Source organism: Parasphingorhabdus sp. SCSIO 66989 (assembly GCF_032852305.1).
GTDB classification, from domain to species: domain Bacteria; phylum Pseudomonadota; class Alphaproteobacteria; order Sphingomonadales; family Sphingomonadaceae; genus Alterisphingorhabdus; species Alterisphingorhabdus coralli.
On sequence record NZ_CP136594.1, the window covers coordinates 2,048,272 to 2,067,421 of the forward strand.

The window sequence follows — 19,150 nt, forward strand, 5'->3', positions numbered from 1 at the left end:
ACCGCCGAGCACCCTCACCCCAACCCTCTCCCTCAAGGGAGAGGGAGGAGGCACAGCAAAAGAGATTACATATGCTAAAGATCGGTAATGCCATTTAGCGTCCGTTGTTGCTCAAGAGTCTCGATAATATGCTGAAATCCCGGTCTAAACCACCCAAAGTCGACTTGTTCTTCTTCCTCAGACAAATTGCAATTTGCGGAAAATTTGTTCCAGCCTGAATGGAGACTGTCATCTAATTGCTGCCAAGAATTACCAAAGCGAGAGGCTGAAACACCTTCTGTATTTACCTGAACTTTGATGTCTCCCTGGCAACCTTCCCTACTCAGCACAAAGCTAACCTCCGTGGCCTCTGTTTCATAGAGAGCGGATATCTTTGTTTTGGCATTACAAGCCGTGAGGGTCGCCTGCCTATTGATGCCTACACCTCCTCTGGTCCAGACATGTTCGAAGAATGCCTCTCCATCTCGATTACAAGCCATCGCATCAAAGCCTTGCTGTGCCATATTAGACGTTGACTTTGCAGCACCTTTTAATTGTGAATCCTGTTTAGGATCAATCATTTCAGTAGCAGGGGAAGTATCATCGCAAGCACCGAGTATCAGAAACAGCAACAGCAGATAAACCAGCCTCACCCCAACCCCCGCACAAATTTGGCGAACAGATAAAAACTGTCCTGCGGGCCGGGGCTGGCTTCGGGGTGATATTGCACGCCGAAGGCATTTTTATCGGTAAAGGCGATGCCGCAATTGCTGCCGTCGAACAGGCTTTTGTGCGTCTCGCGGACATTGTCGGGCAGCGTGGCGCCATCGACCGCGAAGCCATGGTTCATGCTGGTGATCTCGACCAGGCCCCCTTTTTCATTGGCGCTCTCATCCCAACCGCCGCCCACACGCTTTACCGGATGGTTGGCACCGCGATGGCCCTGATGCATTTTGATCGTCTTCGCGCCCGCCGCCAGCGCCAATAGCTGATGGCCGAGACAGATACCGAAAATCGGAATATCGCGCTCCAGCAGGCCCTGTATCACCGGCACCGCATAGTCCCCCGTCGCCGCCGGATCGCCGGGGCCGTTGGAGAGGAACACGCCCGCCGGTTCGAGCGTGAGGATATCGTCCAGCGCGGTCTCAGCCGGGACCACGGTGACCTTGGCGCCTGCCTCGACCAGATTGCGGAAGATATTGCGCTTGGCGCCATAATCGATGGCAACGACATGGGGGCGTTCTCTCCCCTGCACACCCTCTCCGTTCGTCTCGAGCGTAGTCGAGAGACTTTGCGCTTCATCAGCCTGTGTCTCGACTTCGCTCGACACGAACGGGGTTTCTGTAATCGGCGCATAACCATGGCCCAAACGCCATGCGCCGCCATCCCATAGCTTTGCCTGATCGCCCGTCACCTGTTTGGCAAGGTCCATGCCTTCCAGCCCCGGCCAGGCCCGCGCCTCGGCCAGTAACGCATCAATATCGAACTGACCGTCCGGATCATACGCGATCACCACATGCGGCGCGCCGGCCTCGCGGATGCGGCGGGTCAGCGCCCGGGTATCGACGCCCGATATACCGATGCGGCCATTCGCCGCCATCCATTCGGTAAAACTGCCGCCGCTGCGGAAATTGCTGGGCGCGGTCACATCCTCGCGCACCACACAGCCCAGCGCATGCGGACTGTCCGCCTCGACATCCTCGTCATTCACGCCGACATTGCCGATATGCGGGAAGGTGAAGGTGATGATCTGCCCGGCATAGCTGGGGTCGGTCATCACTTCCTGATAGCCGGTCATCGCGGTGTTGAAGCACAACTCACCCACCGCGCTGCCCGTCGCGCCAAAGCCCCTGCCCCAGACCAGCGAGCCATCGGCCAATACCAGCAGTCCGGTTGCGCCTTTGGGGGCTGTGCTGCTGGGCATGGCTGTCCTCCTTGCGGGGTTTGTTCAGGTGGCGGCGCGGGGGCTATGCGCCACGCCAAATTGACGGGGTGCTAAACTGTGGGCCGATCAACGGTCAATCTAGGAAAAAATTTCATCCCCGGCTATGATCATCCTTTATTGCAAAATCCGCCACATGACCAAAATAGCAAGACCCCCAAGGACGAGAAGACGAGAATGCTACGTGACGACCTGAAGGCGGCGCAAATTGCCGCGATGAAAGGCGGCGACAAGCCGCGCACCGCCGCCATCCGCCAGATTATGGCCAAGATCAAGGATCAGGATATCGCCATGCGCACCGCTGATGGCAGCGGCGATGATGATGCGATGGTTGTCGATGTGCTGCGCAAAATGGCGAAGCAACGGCGCGAATCAATCGCGATGTACCGCCATGGCGGCCGCGACGAACTGGCCGATGCGGAAGAGAATGAGCTGACGGTCATCGAGGAATTCCTGCCCGCGCAGATGGACGAAGCCGCGACTCGCGCCGCGATTGAGGCGATCAAGGCCGAAACCGGTGCAGAAGGCATGAAGGATATGGGCAAGGTGATGGGCCTGTTAAAACAACGCCATGGCAGCCAGCTCGATATGGGCAAGGCGAGTGCACTGGTGAAGGCGGTGTTGGGGTAATTACTCCCCTCCCGCCTGCGGGAGACAATGCCAAAATTCGCTTGCGAATCTCAACACTTTATCAGCTTAAATTGTTCAAAACAGTATCAAATACTTACTTGTTGATTCCAATTTACCAAATGATTACATGTATTTAACGGTCGGATGGTAAATCCAATTCAAAAATGATATTTCGTCAGAATGACTCTTTCCCCAGCCTGGTTGGATCAATTGCGCTCGCGTACGACCCTATCTTCTTTGATAGGGCGCTCGATTAAGATTCAAAAAGCTGGAAGAGAGTATAAAGCCTGCTGCCCATTTCATAACGAGAATACACCCAGCTTTACCATTAACGATCAAAAAGGCTTCTACCATTGCTTCGGTTGTGGGGCCCATGGCGATGCGATCACCTGGATGACCGAACATAACGGTCTTGGCTTCATGGATGCGGTGAAGGAACTGGCCAGTGAAGCGGGCATGTCCCTCCCCGCTCCTGATCCCAAAGCTGCCGAACGCGCAGAAAAGCGTACCAGCCTGATTGATGTGTGTGCAGCGGCACAAGACTGGTTTGTTCAGCAGTTAGATACAGTCGAAGGCGCTAAGGCACGCGCGTATCTCGAGAAGCGTGGTATTTCAGAGGAAACGCAGCGCACCTTTGGCTTTGGTTATGCTCCCGAAGGACGCGGCAATATCGCCAAGGCACTCGATGGCTTCCCCAAAGAGCAACTTGTTGAAGCTGGATTACTGATTCAGGTTGAGGATAAAGCGCCCTATGATCGCTTCCGCGGACGGCTGATGCTACCGATCCGTGATGCGCGTGGACGAGTGATTGCCTTTGGTGGGCGCATATTGGGTGAAGGTGAGCCGAAATACCTCAACTCACCCGATACACCTTTGTTCGACAAGGGCCGGACTTTGTATAACCTCGACAGGGCTGCCCCAGCATCCCGAAAGACCAACCGGCTGCTTGTGGTCGAGGGCTATATGGATGCGATTGCTCTATCTCAGGCTGGGTTTGAAGATGTGGTAGCACCACTTGGCACCGCCCTGACCGAAGAACAGATCGGCATGGCATGGAAGCTCGCGGAACAACCAACTCTCTGTTTTGATGGTGATAAGGCCGGCCAAAAAGCAGCAATGCGTGCGGCGCATAAGACATTACCCATTCTGAAACCTGGATACTCCCTACGTTTCTGTCTAATGCCTCAAGGGCAGGACCCTGATGATTTTCTGAAGATAAGCGGCCCTAAGAAGATGGGCTATTTGATTGATCATGCAGAGTCTCTGGCAGATTATATCTGGCATACTGAGAGTTCAAAATACGGTCCGACTCCAAACGCCGACGAACGCGCTGCGATGCTAAATGATCTAAAGCTCTACGCACAAGAAATAGAGCATTACGATTTAGCACGTGAGTATCGCAAAGAGCTAGTTGATAAGTTCTATGAACGCTTTGGCTGGAATAAGAAAAAATTATCTCAATACGCTAACGTAATACACCTTGCAGCGTTCAAAAACCGACGCTCTAGGAGAGATAATTATGCAAGGGCAATACTGCTAGGATTGTCAAGGTATCCGAGAACCATACACGATGTCATAGATCAAATATTTGAATTTGAAATACAAGATCAAACCATCGACGATATGCGCACCAAGCTAATACGGTTTGTCTCCGAAAACCCTGATGTCGAACAAGATATGATTGAGCAAATATGGGAACAAGAGCTGGGGGATAAATTCGAGAAGCGGAACTACAGAACTGACTTAGCATTTTCTTTCTATCATAAGGCTACAGATGGCAAAAGAGCCGAAAATGATCTCGTCATTGTTGTAAAAATACTATGCCAGGAGAGCCGGTACGAGAGAGAACGTAAAAAAGCTGAGGAGCGAGTTGCTCAGGAGTTTAGTCAGGAAGCGCTTGATAACAGGTATCGCATTGAACAGCAGCAGCTTAAATCATTACAGTCGTTGCAAGAAGTAGCAAGTCAAGTAAGGGAGTATTCCAAAGCAGCCTAAGGTCAATATGGTTCTCTAAATCAACCAGCCTGACCTTGATACCGCAACGCTGCGCACCATATTGGAAGAACGGGGATTTGGGGGAATATGTGCATCGCTGTCGGCAGCGTTGAACAACCTTCCCTTTTCCTTCACCCAAAGCGCATCACATGATGCCGAAACGGACAATGATAATATAGGTGCACGCAAGGATTTGCAGGAGGTTTTGCATATCGCCATTGCCCAGCCCCGGCTGAAGCAACGGCTTGAAAGACTGGAGAAACAGCTCAATAGCGATCCGACAGATACGGTGTTTACCCAATTTGCCGAACTGCAGGATCAGAAACGCAGCTTCAACCAGCGAATAACGGACCTTGCAGAACGCGCGCGCGCCCGGTAACGGAAGTATAATATACGGCTCTTGCGAATAGCGACGAGCGGTAACAACAGGAATACATAGCCTTGGCAAGCAAAGCAAAAGACGATCGCAGCGATGGTGATGCACCGCTGATCGACCTCAATGAAGCCTCAATCAAGAAACTCATCAGCCGCGCCAAGAAGCGCGGTTACATCACCTATGATGAGCTGAACGAGGCCCTGCCCCAGGACCAGATGTCCTCCGAGCAGATTGAAGATGTGATGTCCGCCATCTCGGAAATGGGCGTCAACATCGTCGAGAGCGAGGAAGACGTTAACGACGATACGCCCGAAGAAGTCGGCGCCGCCGATGCTGGCAAGACCGAGACCAAGGCTCCGGAAAAGAAGAAAGAAACCGGCGACCGAACCGACGATCCGGTGCGCATGTATCTGCGCGAAATGGGCGCGGTGGAATTGCTCAGCCGCGAGGGCGAGATTGCGATTGCCAAGCGTATTGAGGCGGGCCGCGACACCATGATCCTAGGCCTGTGCGAAAGTCCGATTACCTTCCACGCGATCATTGAATGGTCGGACGCGCTCAATAACGAAGAGATGCAGCTGCGCGAGATTATGGATCTCGATGCGATGCTCTCCAAAGAGCCTGCGCCGGAAAATCTCGAGGACGACGCTGAAGACGATGGCGAGATCAGTGAGAAGAATGCCGGACCTTCCTATAAGGAAGAGGAAGATGTCGAGGAAGAAAGCGGCGATGAGGATGATGACGAAGCATCGATGACCGAACGCCGCGCGCGTCCGGGCAATGATGATGATGACGAGGACAACACTCTGTCCTTGGCGCAGATGGAGGCGGCGCTGAAGCCCGATGCGCTGGAAAAATTCGCGACCATCACCAGTCTGTTTAAGAAATTCGCCAAGTTACAGGAAGAGCGCCTTGACGTGCTGAGCGTCGGTGATGATTTCCCGGCGGCGAAGGAAAAGAAATATCAGAAGCTGCGCGAAGACCTCACTGCTGAGGTTGAGTCGGTGCAGTTCCATGCCACCAAGATCGAATATCTGGTCGATCAGCTTTATGCCTTTAACCGTCGCCTGACCGCTTTGGGTGGCCAGATGCTACGTCTGGCAGAACGCCACAAAGTTCCGCGCAAGGACTTTCTCGACCGCTATATCGGACGCGAGCTGGACGATAACTGGGTCAGCGATGTCTCCAAGGTCGACAAGAAATGGACCGCTTTCGCTGAGAAAGAAGCCTCTGCGATTGACCGTATCCGCTCGGAAATCAGCGATATTGCCTCTGCTACCGGCATGGCGCTGCCGGAGTTCCGCCGTATCGTCAATATGGTGCAGAAGGGTGAGCGCGAGGCGCGTATTGCCAAGAAAGAAATGGTCGAGGCCAATCTGCGCCTGGTGATTTCCATCGCCAAGAAATACACCAATCGCGGCCTGCAATTCCTCGACCTTATTCAGGAAGGCAATATCGGCCTGATGAAGGCGGTCGATAAATTTGAATATCGCCGCGGCTATAAGTTCAGCACCTATGCGACATGGTGGATTCGTCAGGCGATCACCCGCTCGATTGCCGATCAGGCGCGCACCATCCGTATTCCGGTGCATATGATCGAGACGATCAACAAGCTGGTGCGCACAAGCCGCCAGTTCCTGCACGAACAGGGCCGTGAGCCGACGCCGGAGGAAATGGCAGAGCGTCTCTCCATGCCGCTGGAAAAAGTGCGCAAGGTGATGAAGATCGCCAAGGAACCGATCTCTCTCGAAACGCCGATTGGCGATGAGGAAGATTCGCATCTGGGTGATTTCATCGAGGACAAGAATGCGATCATCCCGGTCGATGCCGCGATCCAGTCCAACCTTAAGGAAACCGTCACCCGTGTTCTCGCCTCGCTCACCCCGCGCGAGGAGCGTGTTCTGCGGATGCGTTTCGGCATCGGTATGAACACCGATCATACGCTTGAGGAAGTCGGCCAGCAGTTCAGCGTGACGCGTGAACGTATCCGTCAAATTGAGGCCAAGGCGCTGCGCAAGCTGAAGCACCCAAGCCGCAGCCGCAAGATGCGTAGTTTCCTCGATCAATAATGACGATGCCATCGGCTGACGTGACAGCCTCCGTCGCCCCGGTTGGTTCCGGTTCGCCGCCAGATCGTTTGTTTCCGCTCAAAGCGCGGCTGCTTGCCGTCAAGCGCATCGTGCAAAATTTGCTCTCCTCGGACAAGCCCGTCGCGTGGCGCCGCGACAATGTGACGATTGGCGAAACGCTCGCACGCGATGTCAGTCCGCTCTACACCGCCAGGGATCCGCGTGAATTTGCGCTGGAGCTGGGCAAGGTCCAAAATCTCCGTGTCGCCGCGAAGCGGTTGGATGGGTTGGTTTTTGATACCGGCGAGCTGTTCAGCTTTTGGCATGTCATAGGCCGCCCGACGCGTTCGCGCGGCTTTGTGGAAGGGCGTGAACTGCGGCAAGGCTGCCTGATCCCAACGATAGCAGGCGGTATCTGCCAGATGACCAATGCGCTGTCTTGTGTCGTTGAGCAGGCCGGTATGGAGATTGTCGAGCGCCATAGACATAGCGCCACTGTGGATGGACTGGCGCTTGACCCAAAAACAGATGCGACGGTATTTTGGAACTATGTTGATTTCCGTTTCCGCGCCGCGCGACCCATTCGCCTCACCACCCGTTTGACGAGAGATAATTTGGAAGTGGTGATAGACGCACTTGCATGACCGTTGCGCCCAGAAGCTGTGCCAGCTGCGGGGAAACCGGCTGTGTCATGCATGCCAAGCATGGCGTCTTCGCGCCGGCGGCTGAACAGACGAGCTATATTCTCGACGATGTCTGGCCCGAATATGCCAGCATGGTCTCCTCGACTGCACAGCCCAATGACCAGATCATCGCGCCGGGCCTCTTGGGCCGCCCCGGACTAGATCGCTATCGCTGGCCAGGACAACCTGCCCATAAAGCATCCCTCGCCACCTTTCGCCGACACGCGGAAATGCGGCGGGTGGCCGAAGCGCCCGGTGGTGTCCGCCAGCGCGCCTATCTTGCCGAAGATCGCAAGCTGGGCCACGCACTGGCGCAGCATATTGATTATCGCGCCCGACATCTTGTGGTCGCCCAGACCTGGCTGCCCGCGCTCGAAGAAGCCGGAGTGCTGGGCGGGCGCAGCTATGATGTATTGATGTCGCGCTATCCGTTGGGTGAGGTCCATCGCCTGCTTGACCGCACCGCCAAGCAAACGGGACCCAGCACGACGATTAACGACTTCCGCGCACCCGATTCGCTGGTTGAACGCGAAGCTGCTCTGCTGTCAGGCGCGCGGCATATCATTACCCCGCATCATGGCATTGGCGCCCTTTTCCCCGGCCAGTGGCTCCCGCTCGCCTGGCATCGTCCAGAGGCTAAACCCCATATCTCCGGATCGCGTGTGGCCTATATTGGCTCAAACCTCACTCGTCACCGCCCGGATATTGTCCATGAACTCGCAGCAAAGCTGGAAGAACCGCTTATTGTATTCGGCGCGAAGCGCGGTGCGCAGTGGGAAGGTATCGCGACCGAGCATCGCAATATGGGCGCGGACTGGCTCAACGATATCGGAACAATCATCCAGCCCGCCGCGATGATCAATCAGCCACGGCTTTTGCTGAGCGCGCAGGCGGCAGGCATAACGATATATGCCAGCAATGGCTGCGGGCTGGCTCCTGGCGACTTTCGTCCGGTGAGCGACTTGGTCAGAGTAAGCGCCTAAGTCCCAGAGAATAGTAAAGCGCCAACTATTTCTACCGAAATGGACTATGTTTGCACCAAAGGCGGACCTATCGGTAAGACTGTTTTTAGGAATCACCGGTAATTTCTTTCACAGACACTGCGGTATGTACCGCGACCAGTCCTTAGTGAGGGAAATGTGACAACACCGCCATCATATACCGGATTAATGGACCCATCGAGCCGCGCCGATTTAGCAGCCCTGCAACAGCGCATTGCCGAGCGCCCTGCCCAGTTGCCGGACATCGTTGCCCGGCTAAGTACAGATGTCGCTTCCTTTAGTGGCAGCGATCTTGCCGATATCGCCTATTATCTTGGCAAGCTGCATGGTCATCATCCGGGCCTGTTCGATCATATGAGCCATCGCTCGATCCAGGACGACAATCATGACCTGATAGTGGATCTGGCGGAAACATTCGCCGCGCAACGCGCGATGCTGGCCAATATGACGGTCGAAGCCGGTCCCGCAACAACATTGGCAGGCGAATACAACGCAGTCAAAACCATTGAGCAGTTGCGGACCGCGATTGATGTGCTCGGTCAATCAGATCGCCAAGGCTGTGGTATGGGCGCTGCAATTGCGCTGCTTTCAGACTGGATAATCTGGCGGCCCGCCTTGAACGCGCTCGCCACACGATTGGCTATCCCGGTGCCGGATAGCGAAATGCAAGACATGCAGAAAAGGCTCTTGGCGTCGCTTGAAAACAGGGCCGAACCGCGCGAACTGCGCGCCATCAGTTTCGGGCTAGAGCAGCTTTATCATCAGCATGACCAGTTCTGGCTTCTCCTCGAACGCCGCCAGAAACTGCGCAACACCATGCTGCGTTCGGTCTGAACCCAATTCACCGCTTGCGATTTCGTTTATCGCTCTCTATCCGTTTAATCGCGTGATTAAATGAATAGTGGAGCAATACATGCAGCGTTTTGAAGGCACCAAAGACTATGTCGCAACCGATGATCTGAAAGTTGCGGTCAACGCTGCGGTAACATTGCGCCGCCCGCTCCTCGTAAAGGGTGAGCCCGGCACCGGCAAGACGGTATTGGCGCATGAAATCGCCAAAGCCACTGGCGCTCCACTGATCGAATGGAACATCAAGTCCACCACCAAGGCGCAACAGGGTCTGTATGAATATGACGCAGTCGCCCGTTTGCGCGATGGTCAGCTGGGCGAAGAGCGGGTGCATGACATTCGTAACTATATCAAGCGTGGCAAGCTGTGGGAGGCGTTCACCTCGCCAGAACTGCCTGTGCTGCTGATCGACGAGATTGACAAGGCGGATATCGAGTTTCCCAATGACCTGTTGCAGGAGCTCGATCGCATGGAATTCCATGTCTATGAGACCAAGGAAACCATCGCCGCCAAAGAGCGCCCGATTGTGGTTATCACCTCGAACAATGAGAAGGAATTGCCCGACGCATTTCTGCGCCGCTGCTTCTTCCACTACATCAAATTCCCCGATCAGGAAACGATGCGCGAGATTATCGACGTGCACTTCCCCGATATTCAGAAGAGTCTTGTCAGCAAGGCGATGGAGATATTCTACGAGGTACGCGAAGTGCCGGGCCTGAAGAAAAAGCCCTCTACCTCGGAGCTGCTAGACTGGCTAAAACTGCTGCTGCACGAAGATATGCCACTCGACGTGCTGCAATCGCGCGATCCAAGCAAAGCGATCCCGCCATTGCACGGGGCTTTGCTGAAGAATGAGCAGGATATCATGCTGTTTGAGCGGCTGGCCTTTATGGCGCGGCGGAACAGCTAAGCGCCGAGGGAGAGCGAAAATGTTCTTTTCCTTCATGGACGAATTGCGCAGCGCGGGTATCCCGGCATCGCTTAAGGAACACCTGCTGCTGCTCGAAGCACTGAACGAAGATGTCATTTCCCAGTCGCCTGAAGAGTTTTACTATCTCTCCCGCGCCACATTGGTGAAAGATGAGGGATTGCTTGACCGATTCGATCAGGTTTTTGCCAAGGTTTTCAAGGGTCTTGAAACCAGTTTTGAAGAAGAAACCGCAACTATTCCAGAAGACTGGCTGAAAGCCGTTGCCGAGAAATATCTCTCCGAAGAAGAAATGGAGAAGATCAAATCGCTCGGTTCCTGGGAAGAGATAATGGAGACGCTGAAAAAGCGTCTGGAAGAACAGCAAAAGCGCCATGAAGGCGGCAATAAATGGATCGGCACTGGTGGCACTTCGCCCTATGGTCATTCGGGCTATAACCCCGAAGGCGTCCGTATCGGCGGCGAGAGCACGCATAAGCGCGCGATCAAGGTATGGGACAAGCGCGAATTCCAAAATCTCGACAACACCAAGCAGCTCGGCACCCGCAATATCAAGATGGCGCTGCGCCGCCTGCGTCGTTTTGCGCGTGAAGGCGCGGCGGACGAGCTGGATATTGATGGTACGGTTGAAGGCACGGCGAAGCAGGGCTGGCTCGATATCCGTATGCGCCCGGAACGGCATAATGCGGTCAAATTGCTGCTGTTCCTTGATGTTGGCGGCTCAATGGACCCGTTTATCAAGCTGTGCGAGGAACTGTTCTCGGCCGCGACGGCGGAATTCAAAAATCTCGAATTTTTCTATTTCCACAATTGCGTCTATGAAGGCGTGTGGAAAGACAATCGCCGCCGCTTTTCCGAGCGCACGCCGACCTGGGATATTCTCCACAAATATGGCCATGACTATAAGCTGATCTTTGTCGGTGATGCCTCAATGAGCCCCTATGAGATCAGCCATCCCGGCGGCTCGGTCGAGCATTTCAACGATGAGGCCGGCGCGGTGTGGATGCAGCGTATGGTCAATACCTACCCCGCCACCGCCTGGCTCAATCCGGTGCCGGAAAAGCAATGGAGCTATTCGCAAAGCGTGCGGATGGTTCAGGAGCTGGTGAAGGACCGCATGTATCCCCTGACTTTGACGGGTTTGGATGATGCCATGCGGGAGTTGAGCCGTAAAAACGGTTGATCGCTAATACTGTGGATCGTTTCAAGCTCAGTTTGAGGCGTTCCGTTCGTGTCGAGCGTAGTCGAGACACTGCTCTCCACCTGCATAGGCCTCTCGACTTCGCTCGAGGCGAACGGGTAAGGTGGATCATCAAAAGCCGGAAAGGCACTATCCGAAAGGCTCATCAATCGCCTTTGACGGTTGCGTGAAATAGCGTGGACCATCTTCGGTCATATAGAAACAGTCCTCGATGCGAACACCGAACTCTCCTGGCAGATAGATGCCCGGCTCATTGGAGAAGCACATTCCCGCTGCCAGTTCGGTCGTCTCACCGCGTACCAGATTGATCGATTCATGCCCATCCATACCGATGCCATGGCCAGTACGGTGCGAGGTTCCGGGGAGCTTGTAATCCGGGCCATAGCCAAGCGTCTCATAATAGGCGCGCACAGCATCATCGACACTACCTGCCGCGACGCCGATCTGCGCTGCCTCAAACACCACATCCTGTCCATTGCGCATATGCTGCCATACCTGACGCTGCTTGGCGGTTGGTTCGCCATAGACAATGGTGCGCGAAATATCGGACCGATAGCCATGCACCGAACAGCCGCAATCCATGAGAACGATTTCGCCTTCCTTCACTTCTTGCGGTTGATCAGAGCCATGCGGATAGGCGGCTGCTTCCCCAACCAAAGCGATAGCGAATTTCGGTTGTCCACCCAGCGCTCGCGTCGCACCGTTCATAATTGCCGAAATGTCAGAGGGCGTCATGCCGCGTTCGATGCGCGGGAGCGTATAGGCATAGGCCGCCAGAGTGATATCAGATGCGGTCTGCATCAGAGCAAGCTCGGAGGCTGACTTAAACATACGACAGCCGAGAATAACCGGCGAAGCGGAAACGATCTTGGCATCCGGCATTACCCGCTTAAGCCCGTCAACGGCGAAGAAACGTACCGTTTTCTCAATACCGATATTGCCGGACGTATTGCCGGTGCGCGCCAGCCAGTCGGCAACTTTACGCAGCGGGTTCTCATGTTCGTCCCAGGTCAGGATTTCAGCCTCGACCGACAGGCTTTCCTGAATGCTCGGTTCCTCGAAAAACGGCGTCACAATCGCCAATGCGCCATCGGCACCCAGCACCGCCGCAGTCAGCCGCTCGCTGCGCCACCATTGCACACCGGTGAAATAATCAAGGCTTGATCCGGGCTCGATCAGCAGTGCGGACATGCCCTGTTCACGCATCAATCGCTGCGCTTTCGCCAGTCGCTGCAGCCTTTCTTCTCGACTTATCGGCTTTGCATCGGTGGCCATGTTGCTAAGTCCCGCAAAGCTGTCTTGCGCGAGTATCCGAGTAACAGGCAGCAACGTACCCAGCGCAGCAACACCGCCAAGCTGGAGAAAATGTCTGCGCTGCATATTTGCTACCAGTGTCATTCGCTTTCCTCCTGCTGCGCGCCCTGCTCTAACCGGAATAGATTGTATGCGATGCAATAGTTTCGGCCCAAGCCTGCTCATCATGTGACGTCATAGCGTCAAGATCACCCGGTTCTGCCGCTCCGTCATCCACCCATTCGCGCAGCGCAGGACCGCCGTTTATCACATCAATGGCGAGCCTATCGAGCTCATATTCATAGGGAAAATCACGCCAGAGCGGATAATCCGGGTAGAGCTGGCGGATGGCTTTGAAGGCCAGCGCCTGCAGTCGCCAAGGCTTGAATGCGTGATGGTCGTAGAAGCCCTGTTCAGCATGGATATGCACACCATGGCAGAGTTGGCCGACATGCTTGTGAAATGTCGGCTCAAACCAGATTTCACGCAGCGCGAAGCCTTTCAGCCATTCAGGAGCCATGCGCTCCATCTCCGTCATGACGTCACGTGCGTTGATATCCGGTGCGCCGAACAGCTCGAGCGGGCGGGTGGTACCCCTGCCCTCGCTCAATGTCGTGCCTTCCAGCATCACCGTCCCGGCATAGGCCCGCGCCATATTGACGTTAGCGGCATTGGGGCTGGGGTTGACCCATATGCGGTCAGTCGGCCAGCCAAAGCCGGGCGCGGCATCGGGTTGCCATCCGGTCATCTCTATTACCTGGTAGTCCACATCGAGCTGGAAATGGTCGATAAACCAGCGTCCCATCTCACCCATAGTCAGACCGTGGCGCATCGGCATCGGCCCTGCACCGACAAAACTCTCCTGTCCTTCCAGCAGGCTCAGCCCTTCAATCGGCCTGCCAGCAGGATTGGGCCGGTCGAGTACCCAGACCGCTTTGCCATGCTCGGCCGCCGCTTCAAGGATATAGAGCAGGGTTGTGACAAAGGTGTAGATACGGCAGCCAAGGTCTTGAAGATCAATCAGAATCACATCGAAAGTCTGCATCGACTGTCCAGTCGGTCGCCGCACTTCGCCGTAAAGGCTGAACACCGGGATATTATAGACCGGATCAGTCTCGTCGCGGGTCTCGACCATATTGTCCTGCTTGTCGCCTTTCAGCCCATGTTGCGGGCCAAAAGCAGCGGTGAGATTGATATCCTCACAGGCCATAAGCGCATCAAGGCTATGTGTCAGATCAGCCGTTACAGAAGCCGGATGCGCTAGTAGTGCGACACGCTTGCCCTTAAGCGGAGCCCGCAGTTCCGGCTCAGCCAGCAAGCGATCAATTCCAAATTGCATGGTCATTCCTCGGGAAGCTCGGCAATAAAGCCATCAGCATGGTGAAAGTCGGGTTTCGGGAAAGGATGCGTCAACGCCCAGTAGGAACTGGTGCCATCACGTTCGGCAACCACAGCTGTCAAGCCCAGTGAAGCGCCATCTAACTGCGCAGGCAACTCTGCTCCTGCAAAATCCAAAAGCGCATCAATCTGCAAAATGCGACTATCTTCCTGGACCGTTACGATAGGCGATATCCCTAGCGGCAAATCACGCATACCGCTGCGAAAACTATCAAAGCGGTAGGCAGCCCAGCAGGTGGAGGGAGAAAAGTTAAATTCACAGTATCCGGGGCCGTCTAAGTCCCGAAGGAATAGTTCGCAACAAGTTGTTTTCCAGAGATAATCTTTGCGAACAGCCTTTACATCATCAGGAATATCAAGCACGGCAGGATCAGCATCGATGGTGTAACGAACGCCAATCTGGCGCGCGCCTTTACGTTCCAGTTCCGCCTTCACAGCACACACAGTACTGGATGGCGCACTGTCATGCGATGCCAGATTGTATTCGTGCTTTATCACTGCCTCCCGATATCTCCTGCTTCGCTTTATGGCAGAAAAAGCCTGGCGACAACTCTGTGGCAGTAGCGAAGTCTTCATGCTAGTGGGCGCCGCATGACGAACTACACATCATCACTGCTCCAAACCCTTGATGAGCGCGGCTATATCCATCAGACGACCGATGCGGAAGGGCTTGATGCACTGGCCGCGAAACAGATTGTGCCGGCTTATATCGGCTTTGATGCCACAGCGTCGTCGCTGCATGTCGGCAATCTGGTGTCGATCATGCTGCTGCGCCGGGTGCAGCAGGCGGGGCATAAGCCGATCGTCGTTATGGGCGGCGGCACCACCAAAATCGGCGACCCTTCAGGCAAGGATGATGTCCGCAAGATGCTGACTGAGGACGATATTGCCAGCAATATCAAATCGATCCAGTCGACCTTTGAGAGATTTCTGACCTTTGGCGATGGGCCGACTGACGCCATTCTCGTCAATAATGACGATTGGCTTGGCAAGCTCGGCTATATTGAGTTGCTGCGCGATGTGGGAAGGCATTTCACGGTCAACCGGATGCTGACATTCGATTCGGTGAAGCTGCGTCTCGACCGCGAACAGCCGCTGACCTTTATCGAATTCAACTATATGATCCTGCAGGCTTATGATTTTCTGGAGCTTGCGCGCCGCCATGGATGCCGGTTGCAGCTTGGTGGATCGGATCAATGGGGCAATATCGTCAATGGTATGGAATTGGCACGGCGCATTGATGGTACCGAGCTGTTTGGCGTCACCACGCCTTTGATCACTAAGGCCGATGGCAGCAAGATGGGCAAATCAGTCGATGGCGCGATCTGGCTTAATGACAATATGCTCTCCAGCTATGATTATTGGCAGTTCTGGCGCAACACCGATGACCGCGATGTCGGCAAATTCCTGCGTCTGTTCACCGATGTGCCACTGGATGAGATTGCCCGGCTGGAAGCACTGGAAGGCGCAGAGATCAATACCGCCAAGCTGGCACTGGCCAATGCCGCAACGGCGCTATGTCATGGCGAAGAGGCGGCGCAACAGGCCGAGGCAACGGCACAGGCGACCTTTGCCGGTGGCGGCCTGGGGGAAGACTTGCCGAAAGTCAGCGTCGCGCAAACGGATATGCCGATAACCGATCTGTTGGTTACCATCGGTTTCGCCGCGAGCAAAGGCGAAGCCAAGCGCTTGATCAAGGGCGGAGGCGTAAAGATCGACGGCGACAAGGTCGCCGATGAAAAGCTGCTCCTGTCCCCTACATCTGAAGAAAGAAAACTCTCTGTCGGCAAGAAGAAGCACGGAATAATCACGGCCAACTAGGGTCAGGACCCTAAGGCGTAACAGTCGCATTCACCGCATCTTTACCGTTGTCTGCAATAGTGCATCAATCGACTATTGCCGGAGAGAGCAGATGAGCAAAGGTGCAAACCTTTCAGTAATGGATCAGCGCGCCGCTGCGCGCCACAGTGTCGACTTTGTGGTTATCGGCGAGCATCGCAGTCTCGGCGACATCAAGGCGCATATCGTCAACGTCTCCGCCAATGGTTTTATGACCGAGGGCGACATGCCTTTGCAAAAAGGTGAGCGCCTGTCGCTGCGGCTTCCCGTCGCCGGAATGATTGAAGCGCATCTGATCTGGTCGCTGGGTGGTCGCTCCGGTTTCCAGTTTGAGCGCATCCTGCGCCCGAACGACTTTATCGATATGGTCGAAGCGATGCAGCCGCGCGCGACCGTCAGGAAATACCGCTAATCCCCGGCTTTAGTATCCCAAGTTTCCGTTCACCTCGAGCGAAGTCGAGAGGTCAATGCGAGTGGAGAGCAGCGTCTCGACTACGCTCGACACGAACGGTAATCTATATGCTTTATCCCCCGCGCAAAAGCCGTACGCCGTAATCGCGTTCAAAAAGATAGAGGGCAATACGCGCCGCTTCGCCGCGTTCTGATACCAGTTCTGGATCCGTCTCGGTCAGCAGTCGCGCATCATCATGCGCTGTGCCGATCAGGGTGTGCACCTGTTCCGGCGTGGCCAGGCGATATCCAACATCGCCCGATTGTCGTGTGCCGAGCAACTCCCCTGCTCCGCGCAGCCGCAAATCCTCTTCTGCGAGATGAAAACCATCCTGCGAACTGCGCATCAGCGCCAGCCTTTCGCGGCCTGTCTCACTGAGATTATCGCCCCTAAGCAACAGGCAGCGCGATTTATCCGATCCGCGCCCGACCCGCCCGCGCAGCTGGTGTAGCTGGGCCAGTCCATAGCGTTCGGCGCTTTCGATAATCATCAGCGTTGCATTGGGGACATTGACGCCGACCTCAATCACCGTGGTGGCGCACAAAATCTGCGTTTCCCCGGCGACAAAGCGCTCCATCTCGGCGTCCTTGCGCTCGGCAGGCATCTGGCCATGGACCAGTCCGACCTTGTCGCCAAAACGCGCTTGCAACATGGCGAAGCGGGTCTCGACGGCGACAGCATCGACCTGCTCGCTATCGTTAACAAGCGGACAGACCCAATAGGCCTGGCCGCCGCCATCCATATGCCGCGCCAAACCATCGGCCAGCTCATCAAGCCGGTTTTCGCTCAGCACCAGAGTCTCGATAGGCTGACGGCCTGGCGGCTTTTCATCGAGGCGCGATACATCCATTTCACCAAATTGGCTGAGCGTCAGTGTGCGCGGGATTGGCGTCGCGGTCATGGTCAGCATATGCGGCGGCGCCTTGCCCTTTTTGACCAACAATAGCCTTTGATTGACGCCGAAACGGTGCTGCTCATCAATTACCGCTAAGGCGAGATCATGATAGATCACCGCATCCTGAAACACCGCATGGGTGCCGATAATCAACTGGATCGAACCATCGGCAATGCCCATCAGTTTGGCCTCGCGCGCCTTGCCCTTGTCGCGCCCGGTCAGGACCTCGACCTCGACCGGCAGGCCGCGCAGCATCTCGCTGATTCCGTCAAAATGCTGCCGCGCCAATATCTCGGTCGGCGCGAGCAGAACCGCTTGCCCGCTCGACTCAATCGCCTGCAGCATCGCCATTACCGCCACTACGGTTTTGCCCGAGCCAACATCGCCCTGCAGCAGTCGCAGCATTGGCGTTTCACTGGCCATATCGCCAGCAATCTCGGATATCGAACGCTGCTGCGCGCCGGTCAGGCTATAAGGCAACTCCAGCGCATCGGTCAGCCGTTTATCACCGGGGCGCGGCCGGGTTTGCTGGCGGCGATTGCTTTTGCGCAGCAGAGCAAAGGCGAGTTGCCCGGCAAATATCTCATCATAGGCAAGCCTTGAACGCGCCACATCATGGCGATCCTGATGCACCAGATGCAAGGCATCGCGCCAGGCAGGCCATTGCTCGCGCGCATGCAATCCGGGCTCAATCCATTCGGGCAGTTCGGGCACATCCGCCATGGCCTCTGTGATGCTGAAATGGAGCTTCTTGGCCGTCAGCCCATCCGCCAGCGGGTAAATCGGTTCTACTGCATTCACCACCTCATTCACCGGGCTGATATGATCGGGATGCACAATCTGCAGCATATCGCCATAACGGTCGAGCCGCCCGGAGACGCGGCGCTTCTCATTGGCGGGCAATTGCCGCCGCGCCCATCCGCCATTGCGGCCGAAAAACACCAGCGCCATGACATTGCCCAGATCATCCTGCGCCAATATCCGCGTCGGCCCACGTCCTGCAGATTCGCGTACACTGGTAACCAGTAGGTCGAGCACGACATATTGGCCGACATAGGCCTCATCCAACTCGGTGAGATGGTGCCGCATGCGATAATCATTAGGCAGATGGAAAATCAGATCGCGGAGCGTCGCGATATTGAGCCGGTCGAGCGGCTTCATTAGCTTGGGTCCAATGCCCTTGATGCTGTCCACGGCAGCAAATAGCGGATTGAGGATCGGCGGGCGCATGATTATGTAACTCGTCCAAACCGCAGTTGATGACCTTTGCGCATAAGGCCGCTATGGCATTGGCCCTGCATTACGGCAAGACGCGCAGCAAGAAAGACGCAACCCATGGATACGCCCAGCCCGAATGACCATAATGACGGACGCCAGCGTTACCGCGCATGGCATCGCGGCACGCGTGAGGCGGACTATATGGTGGGCGGGTTTTTTGATCGCTATCATGCCGAGTGGAGCGATGCCGACCGGGCATGGTTTGACCGGCTGCTCGCCTGTGAGGATGTGGATATCATGGCCTGGGCGATGAAAATGGCTCCGGTGCCGCCCGAATTTGACGGGCCACAAATGGCAGCGATGCAGAAGCTCGACTATATCGAGATTCCGGGAACCTGAACGC

The 19,150-nt window shown here is 55.5% G+C and carries 18 protein-coding genes; 12 read left to right on the plus strand and 6 right to left on the minus strand.

The features are described 5' to 3' along the window. Positions 1-74: 74 nt before the first annotated feature. Positions 75-632 carry a hypothetical protein gene (locus RB602_RS09520; protein ID WP_317080326.1) on the minus strand — a complete coding sequence of 186 codons (558 nt, stop codon included), beginning with the start codon at positions 630-632 and terminating at the stop codon, positions 75-77. After that, complete coding sequence (gene carA, locus RB602_RS09525) at positions 629-1,903, minus strand: glutamine-hydrolyzing carbamoyl-phosphate synthase small subunit (protein ID WP_317080327.1); 1,275 nt, start codon at positions 1,901-1,903, stop codon at positions 629-631. Before carA ends, RB602_RS09520 begins: the two co-directional genes overlap by 4 nt. 195 nt (positions 1,904-2,098) lie before the next feature. Between carA and RB602_RS09530 the strand changes: the two genes are divergently transcribed. The 9 genes from RB602_RS09530 to RB602_RS09570 all read left to right on the plus strand — a co-directional run bounded on the left by RB602_RS09530 (position 2,099) and on the right by RB602_RS09570 (position 11,635). After that, positions 2,099-2,551, plus strand: a complete 453-nt coding sequence (locus RB602_RS09530; RefSeq protein ID WP_317080328.1) for a GatB/YqeY domain-containing protein — start codon at positions 2,099-2,101, stop codon at positions 2,549-2,551. 180 nt (positions 2,552-2,731) lie between these two features. Next, positions 2,732-4,546 (plus strand): DNA primase, encoded by a 1,815-nt coding sequence (gene dnaG / locus RB602_RS09535; protein WP_317080329.1) that lies wholly within the window; start codon positions 2,732-2,734, stop codon positions 4,544-4,546. Between the two features lie 109 nt (positions 4,547-4,655). Continuing rightward, positions 4,656-4,925: a hypothetical protein gene (locus RB602_RS09540; RefSeq protein WP_317080330.1), complete on the plus strand. Its 270-nt coding sequence runs from the start codon at positions 4,656-4,658 to the stop codon at positions 4,923-4,925. A gap of 62 nt (positions 4,926-4,987) precedes the next feature. Beyond that, positions 4,988-6,991, plus strand: a complete 2,004-nt coding sequence (rpoD, locus tag RB602_RS09545) for an RNA polymerase sigma factor RpoD (RefSeq protein WP_317080331.1) — start codon at positions 4,988-4,990, stop codon at positions 6,989-6,991. Between the two features lie 20 nt (positions 6,992-7,011). Continuing rightward, the gene (locus RB602_RS09550; protein ID WP_317080332.1) at positions 7,012-7,635 is read left to right on the plus strand and encodes a VanW family protein; all 624 of its coding nucleotides are present in this window, start codon (positions 7,012-7,014) and stop codon (positions 7,633-7,635) included. Then, a complete protein-coding gene (locus RB602_RS09555) occupies positions 7,632-8,657 on the plus strand; it encodes a hypothetical protein (RefSeq protein ID WP_317080333.1) in 1,026 nt (341 codons plus the stop codon). Before RB602_RS09550 ends, RB602_RS09555 begins: the two co-directional genes overlap by 4 nt. Positions 8,658-8,843: 186 nt before the next feature. Further along, positions 8,844-9,509, plus strand: coding sequence for a DUF6975 family protein (locus tag RB602_RS09560; protein WP_317080334.1), 666 nt, complete (start codon positions 8,844-8,846; stop codon positions 9,507-9,509). A 79-nt stretch (positions 9,510-9,588) separates the two neighbouring features. Continuing rightward, entirely contained in the window at positions 9,589-10,434 is an 846-nt protein-coding gene (locus RB602_RS09565; RefSeq protein WP_317080335.1) for an AAA family ATPase, read from the plus strand. 19 nt (positions 10,435-10,453) lie between these two features. Then, the gene (locus tag RB602_RS09570) at positions 10,454-11,635 is read left to right on the plus strand and encodes a vWA domain-containing protein (RefSeq protein WP_317080336.1); all 1,182 of its coding nucleotides are present in this window, start codon (positions 10,454-10,456) and stop codon (positions 11,633-11,635) included. Between the two features lie 147 nt (positions 11,636-11,782). On the opposite strand, the gene RB602_RS09575 is transcribed toward RB602_RS09570, so the two are convergent. Genes RB602_RS09575 through RB602_RS09585 form a run of 3 tightly spaced genes read right to left on the minus strand, consistent with a single transcriptional unit; the run spans position 11,783 to position 14,842 of the window. Next, positions 11,783-13,051, minus strand: a complete 1,269-nt coding sequence (locus RB602_RS09575) for a M24 family metallopeptidase (protein ID WP_317080337.1) — start codon at positions 13,049-13,051, stop codon at positions 11,783-11,785. A gap of 28 nt (positions 13,052-13,079) precedes the next feature. Next, positions 13,080-14,285, minus strand: coding sequence for an exo-beta-N-acetylmuramidase NamZ family protein (locus RB602_RS09580; RefSeq protein ID WP_317080338.1), 1,206 nt, complete (start codon positions 14,283-14,285; stop codon positions 13,080-13,082). Positions 14,286-14,287: 2 nt separating this feature from the next. After that, positions 14,288-14,842, minus strand: coding sequence for a DOMON-like domain-containing protein (locus tag RB602_RS09585; protein WP_317080339.1), 555 nt, complete (start codon positions 14,840-14,842; stop codon positions 14,288-14,290). A gap of 93 nt (positions 14,843-14,935) precedes the next feature. Between RB602_RS09585 and tyrS the strand changes: the two genes are divergently transcribed. Continuing rightward, positions 14,936-16,165 (plus strand): tyrosine--tRNA ligase, encoded by a 1,230-nt coding sequence (tyrS, locus tag RB602_RS09590; RefSeq protein ID WP_317080341.1) that lies wholly within the window; start codon positions 14,936-14,938, stop codon positions 16,163-16,165. Positions 16,166-16,256: 91 nt separating this feature from the next. Further along, on the plus strand, positions 16,257-16,595 hold the full coding sequence (locus RB602_RS09595; RefSeq protein WP_317080342.1) for a PilZ domain-containing protein: 339 nt from the start codon (positions 16,257-16,259) through the stop codon (positions 16,593-16,595). A gap of 112 nt (positions 16,596-16,707) precedes the next feature. Here RB602_RS09595 and recG read toward each other — a convergent pair whose 3' ends face one another. After that, positions 16,708-18,759: an ATP-dependent DNA helicase RecG gene (gene recG / locus RB602_RS09600; RefSeq protein WP_317080343.1), complete on the minus strand. Its 2,052-nt coding sequence runs from the start codon at positions 18,757-18,759 to the stop codon at positions 16,708-16,710. A 105-nt stretch (positions 18,760-18,864) separates the two neighbouring features. Between recG and RB602_RS09605 the strand changes: the two genes are divergently transcribed. After that, positions 18,865-19,146 (plus strand): succinate dehydrogenase assembly factor 2, encoded by a 282-nt coding sequence (locus RB602_RS09605; RefSeq protein WP_317080344.1) that lies wholly within the window; start codon positions 18,865-18,867, stop codon positions 19,144-19,146. The last annotated feature ends 4 nt before the right edge of the window (positions 19,147-19,150 follow it).

What these genes read in the sequence shown, in the direction of transcription:
- carA (WP_317080327.1), bottom strand. Translation starts at nt 1,903, where the DNA reads ATGCCCAGCAGCACAGCCCCCAAAGGCGCAACCGGACTGCTGGTATTG.
- RB602_RS09530 (WP_317080328.1), top strand. Translation starts at nt 2,099, where the DNA reads ATGCTACGTGACGACCTGAAGGCGGCGCAAATTGCCGCGATGAAAGGC.
- dnaG (WP_317080329.1), top strand. Translation starts at nt 2,732, where the DNA reads ATGACTCTTTCCCCAGCCTGGTTGGATCAATTGCGCTCGCGTACGACC.
- RB602_RS09555 (WP_317080333.1), top strand. Translation starts at nt 7,632, where the DNA reads ATGACCGTTGCGCCCAGAAGCTGTGCCAGCTGCGGGGAAACCGGCTGT.
- RB602_RS09560 (WP_317080334.1), top strand. Translation starts at nt 8,844, where the DNA reads ATGGACCCATCGAGCCGCGCCGATTTAGCAGCCCTGCAACAGCGCATT.
- RB602_RS09565 (WP_317080335.1), top strand. Translation starts at nt 9,589, where the DNA reads ATGCAGCGTTTTGAAGGCACCAAAGACTATGTCGCAACCGATGATCTG.
- RB602_RS09570 (WP_317080336.1), top strand. Translation starts at nt 10,454, where the DNA reads ATGTTCTTTTCCTTCATGGACGAATTGCGCAGCGCGGGTATCCCGGCA.
- RB602_RS09575 (WP_317080337.1), bottom strand. Translation starts at nt 13,051, where the DNA reads ATGACACTGGTAGCAAATATGCAGCGCAGACATTTTCTCCAGCTTGGC.
- RB602_RS09580 (WP_317080338.1), bottom strand. Translation starts at nt 14,285, where the DNA reads ATGCAATTTGGAATTGATCGCTTGCTGGCTGAGCCGGAACTGCGGGCT.
- tyrS (WP_317080341.1), top strand. Translation starts at nt 14,936, where the DNA reads ATGACGAACTACACATCATCACTGCTCCAAACCCTTGATGAGCGCGGC.
- RB602_RS09595 (WP_317080342.1), top strand. Translation starts at nt 16,257, where the DNA reads ATGAGCAAAGGTGCAAACCTTTCAGTAATGGATCAGCGCGCCGCTGCG.
- recG (WP_317080343.1), bottom strand. Translation starts at nt 18,759, where the DNA reads ATGCGCCCGCCGATCCTCAATCCGCTATTTGCTGCCGTGGACAGCATC.
- RB602_RS09605 (WP_317080344.1), top strand. Translation starts at nt 18,865, where the DNA reads ATGGATACGCCCAGCCCGAATGACCATAATGACGGACGCCAGCGTTAC.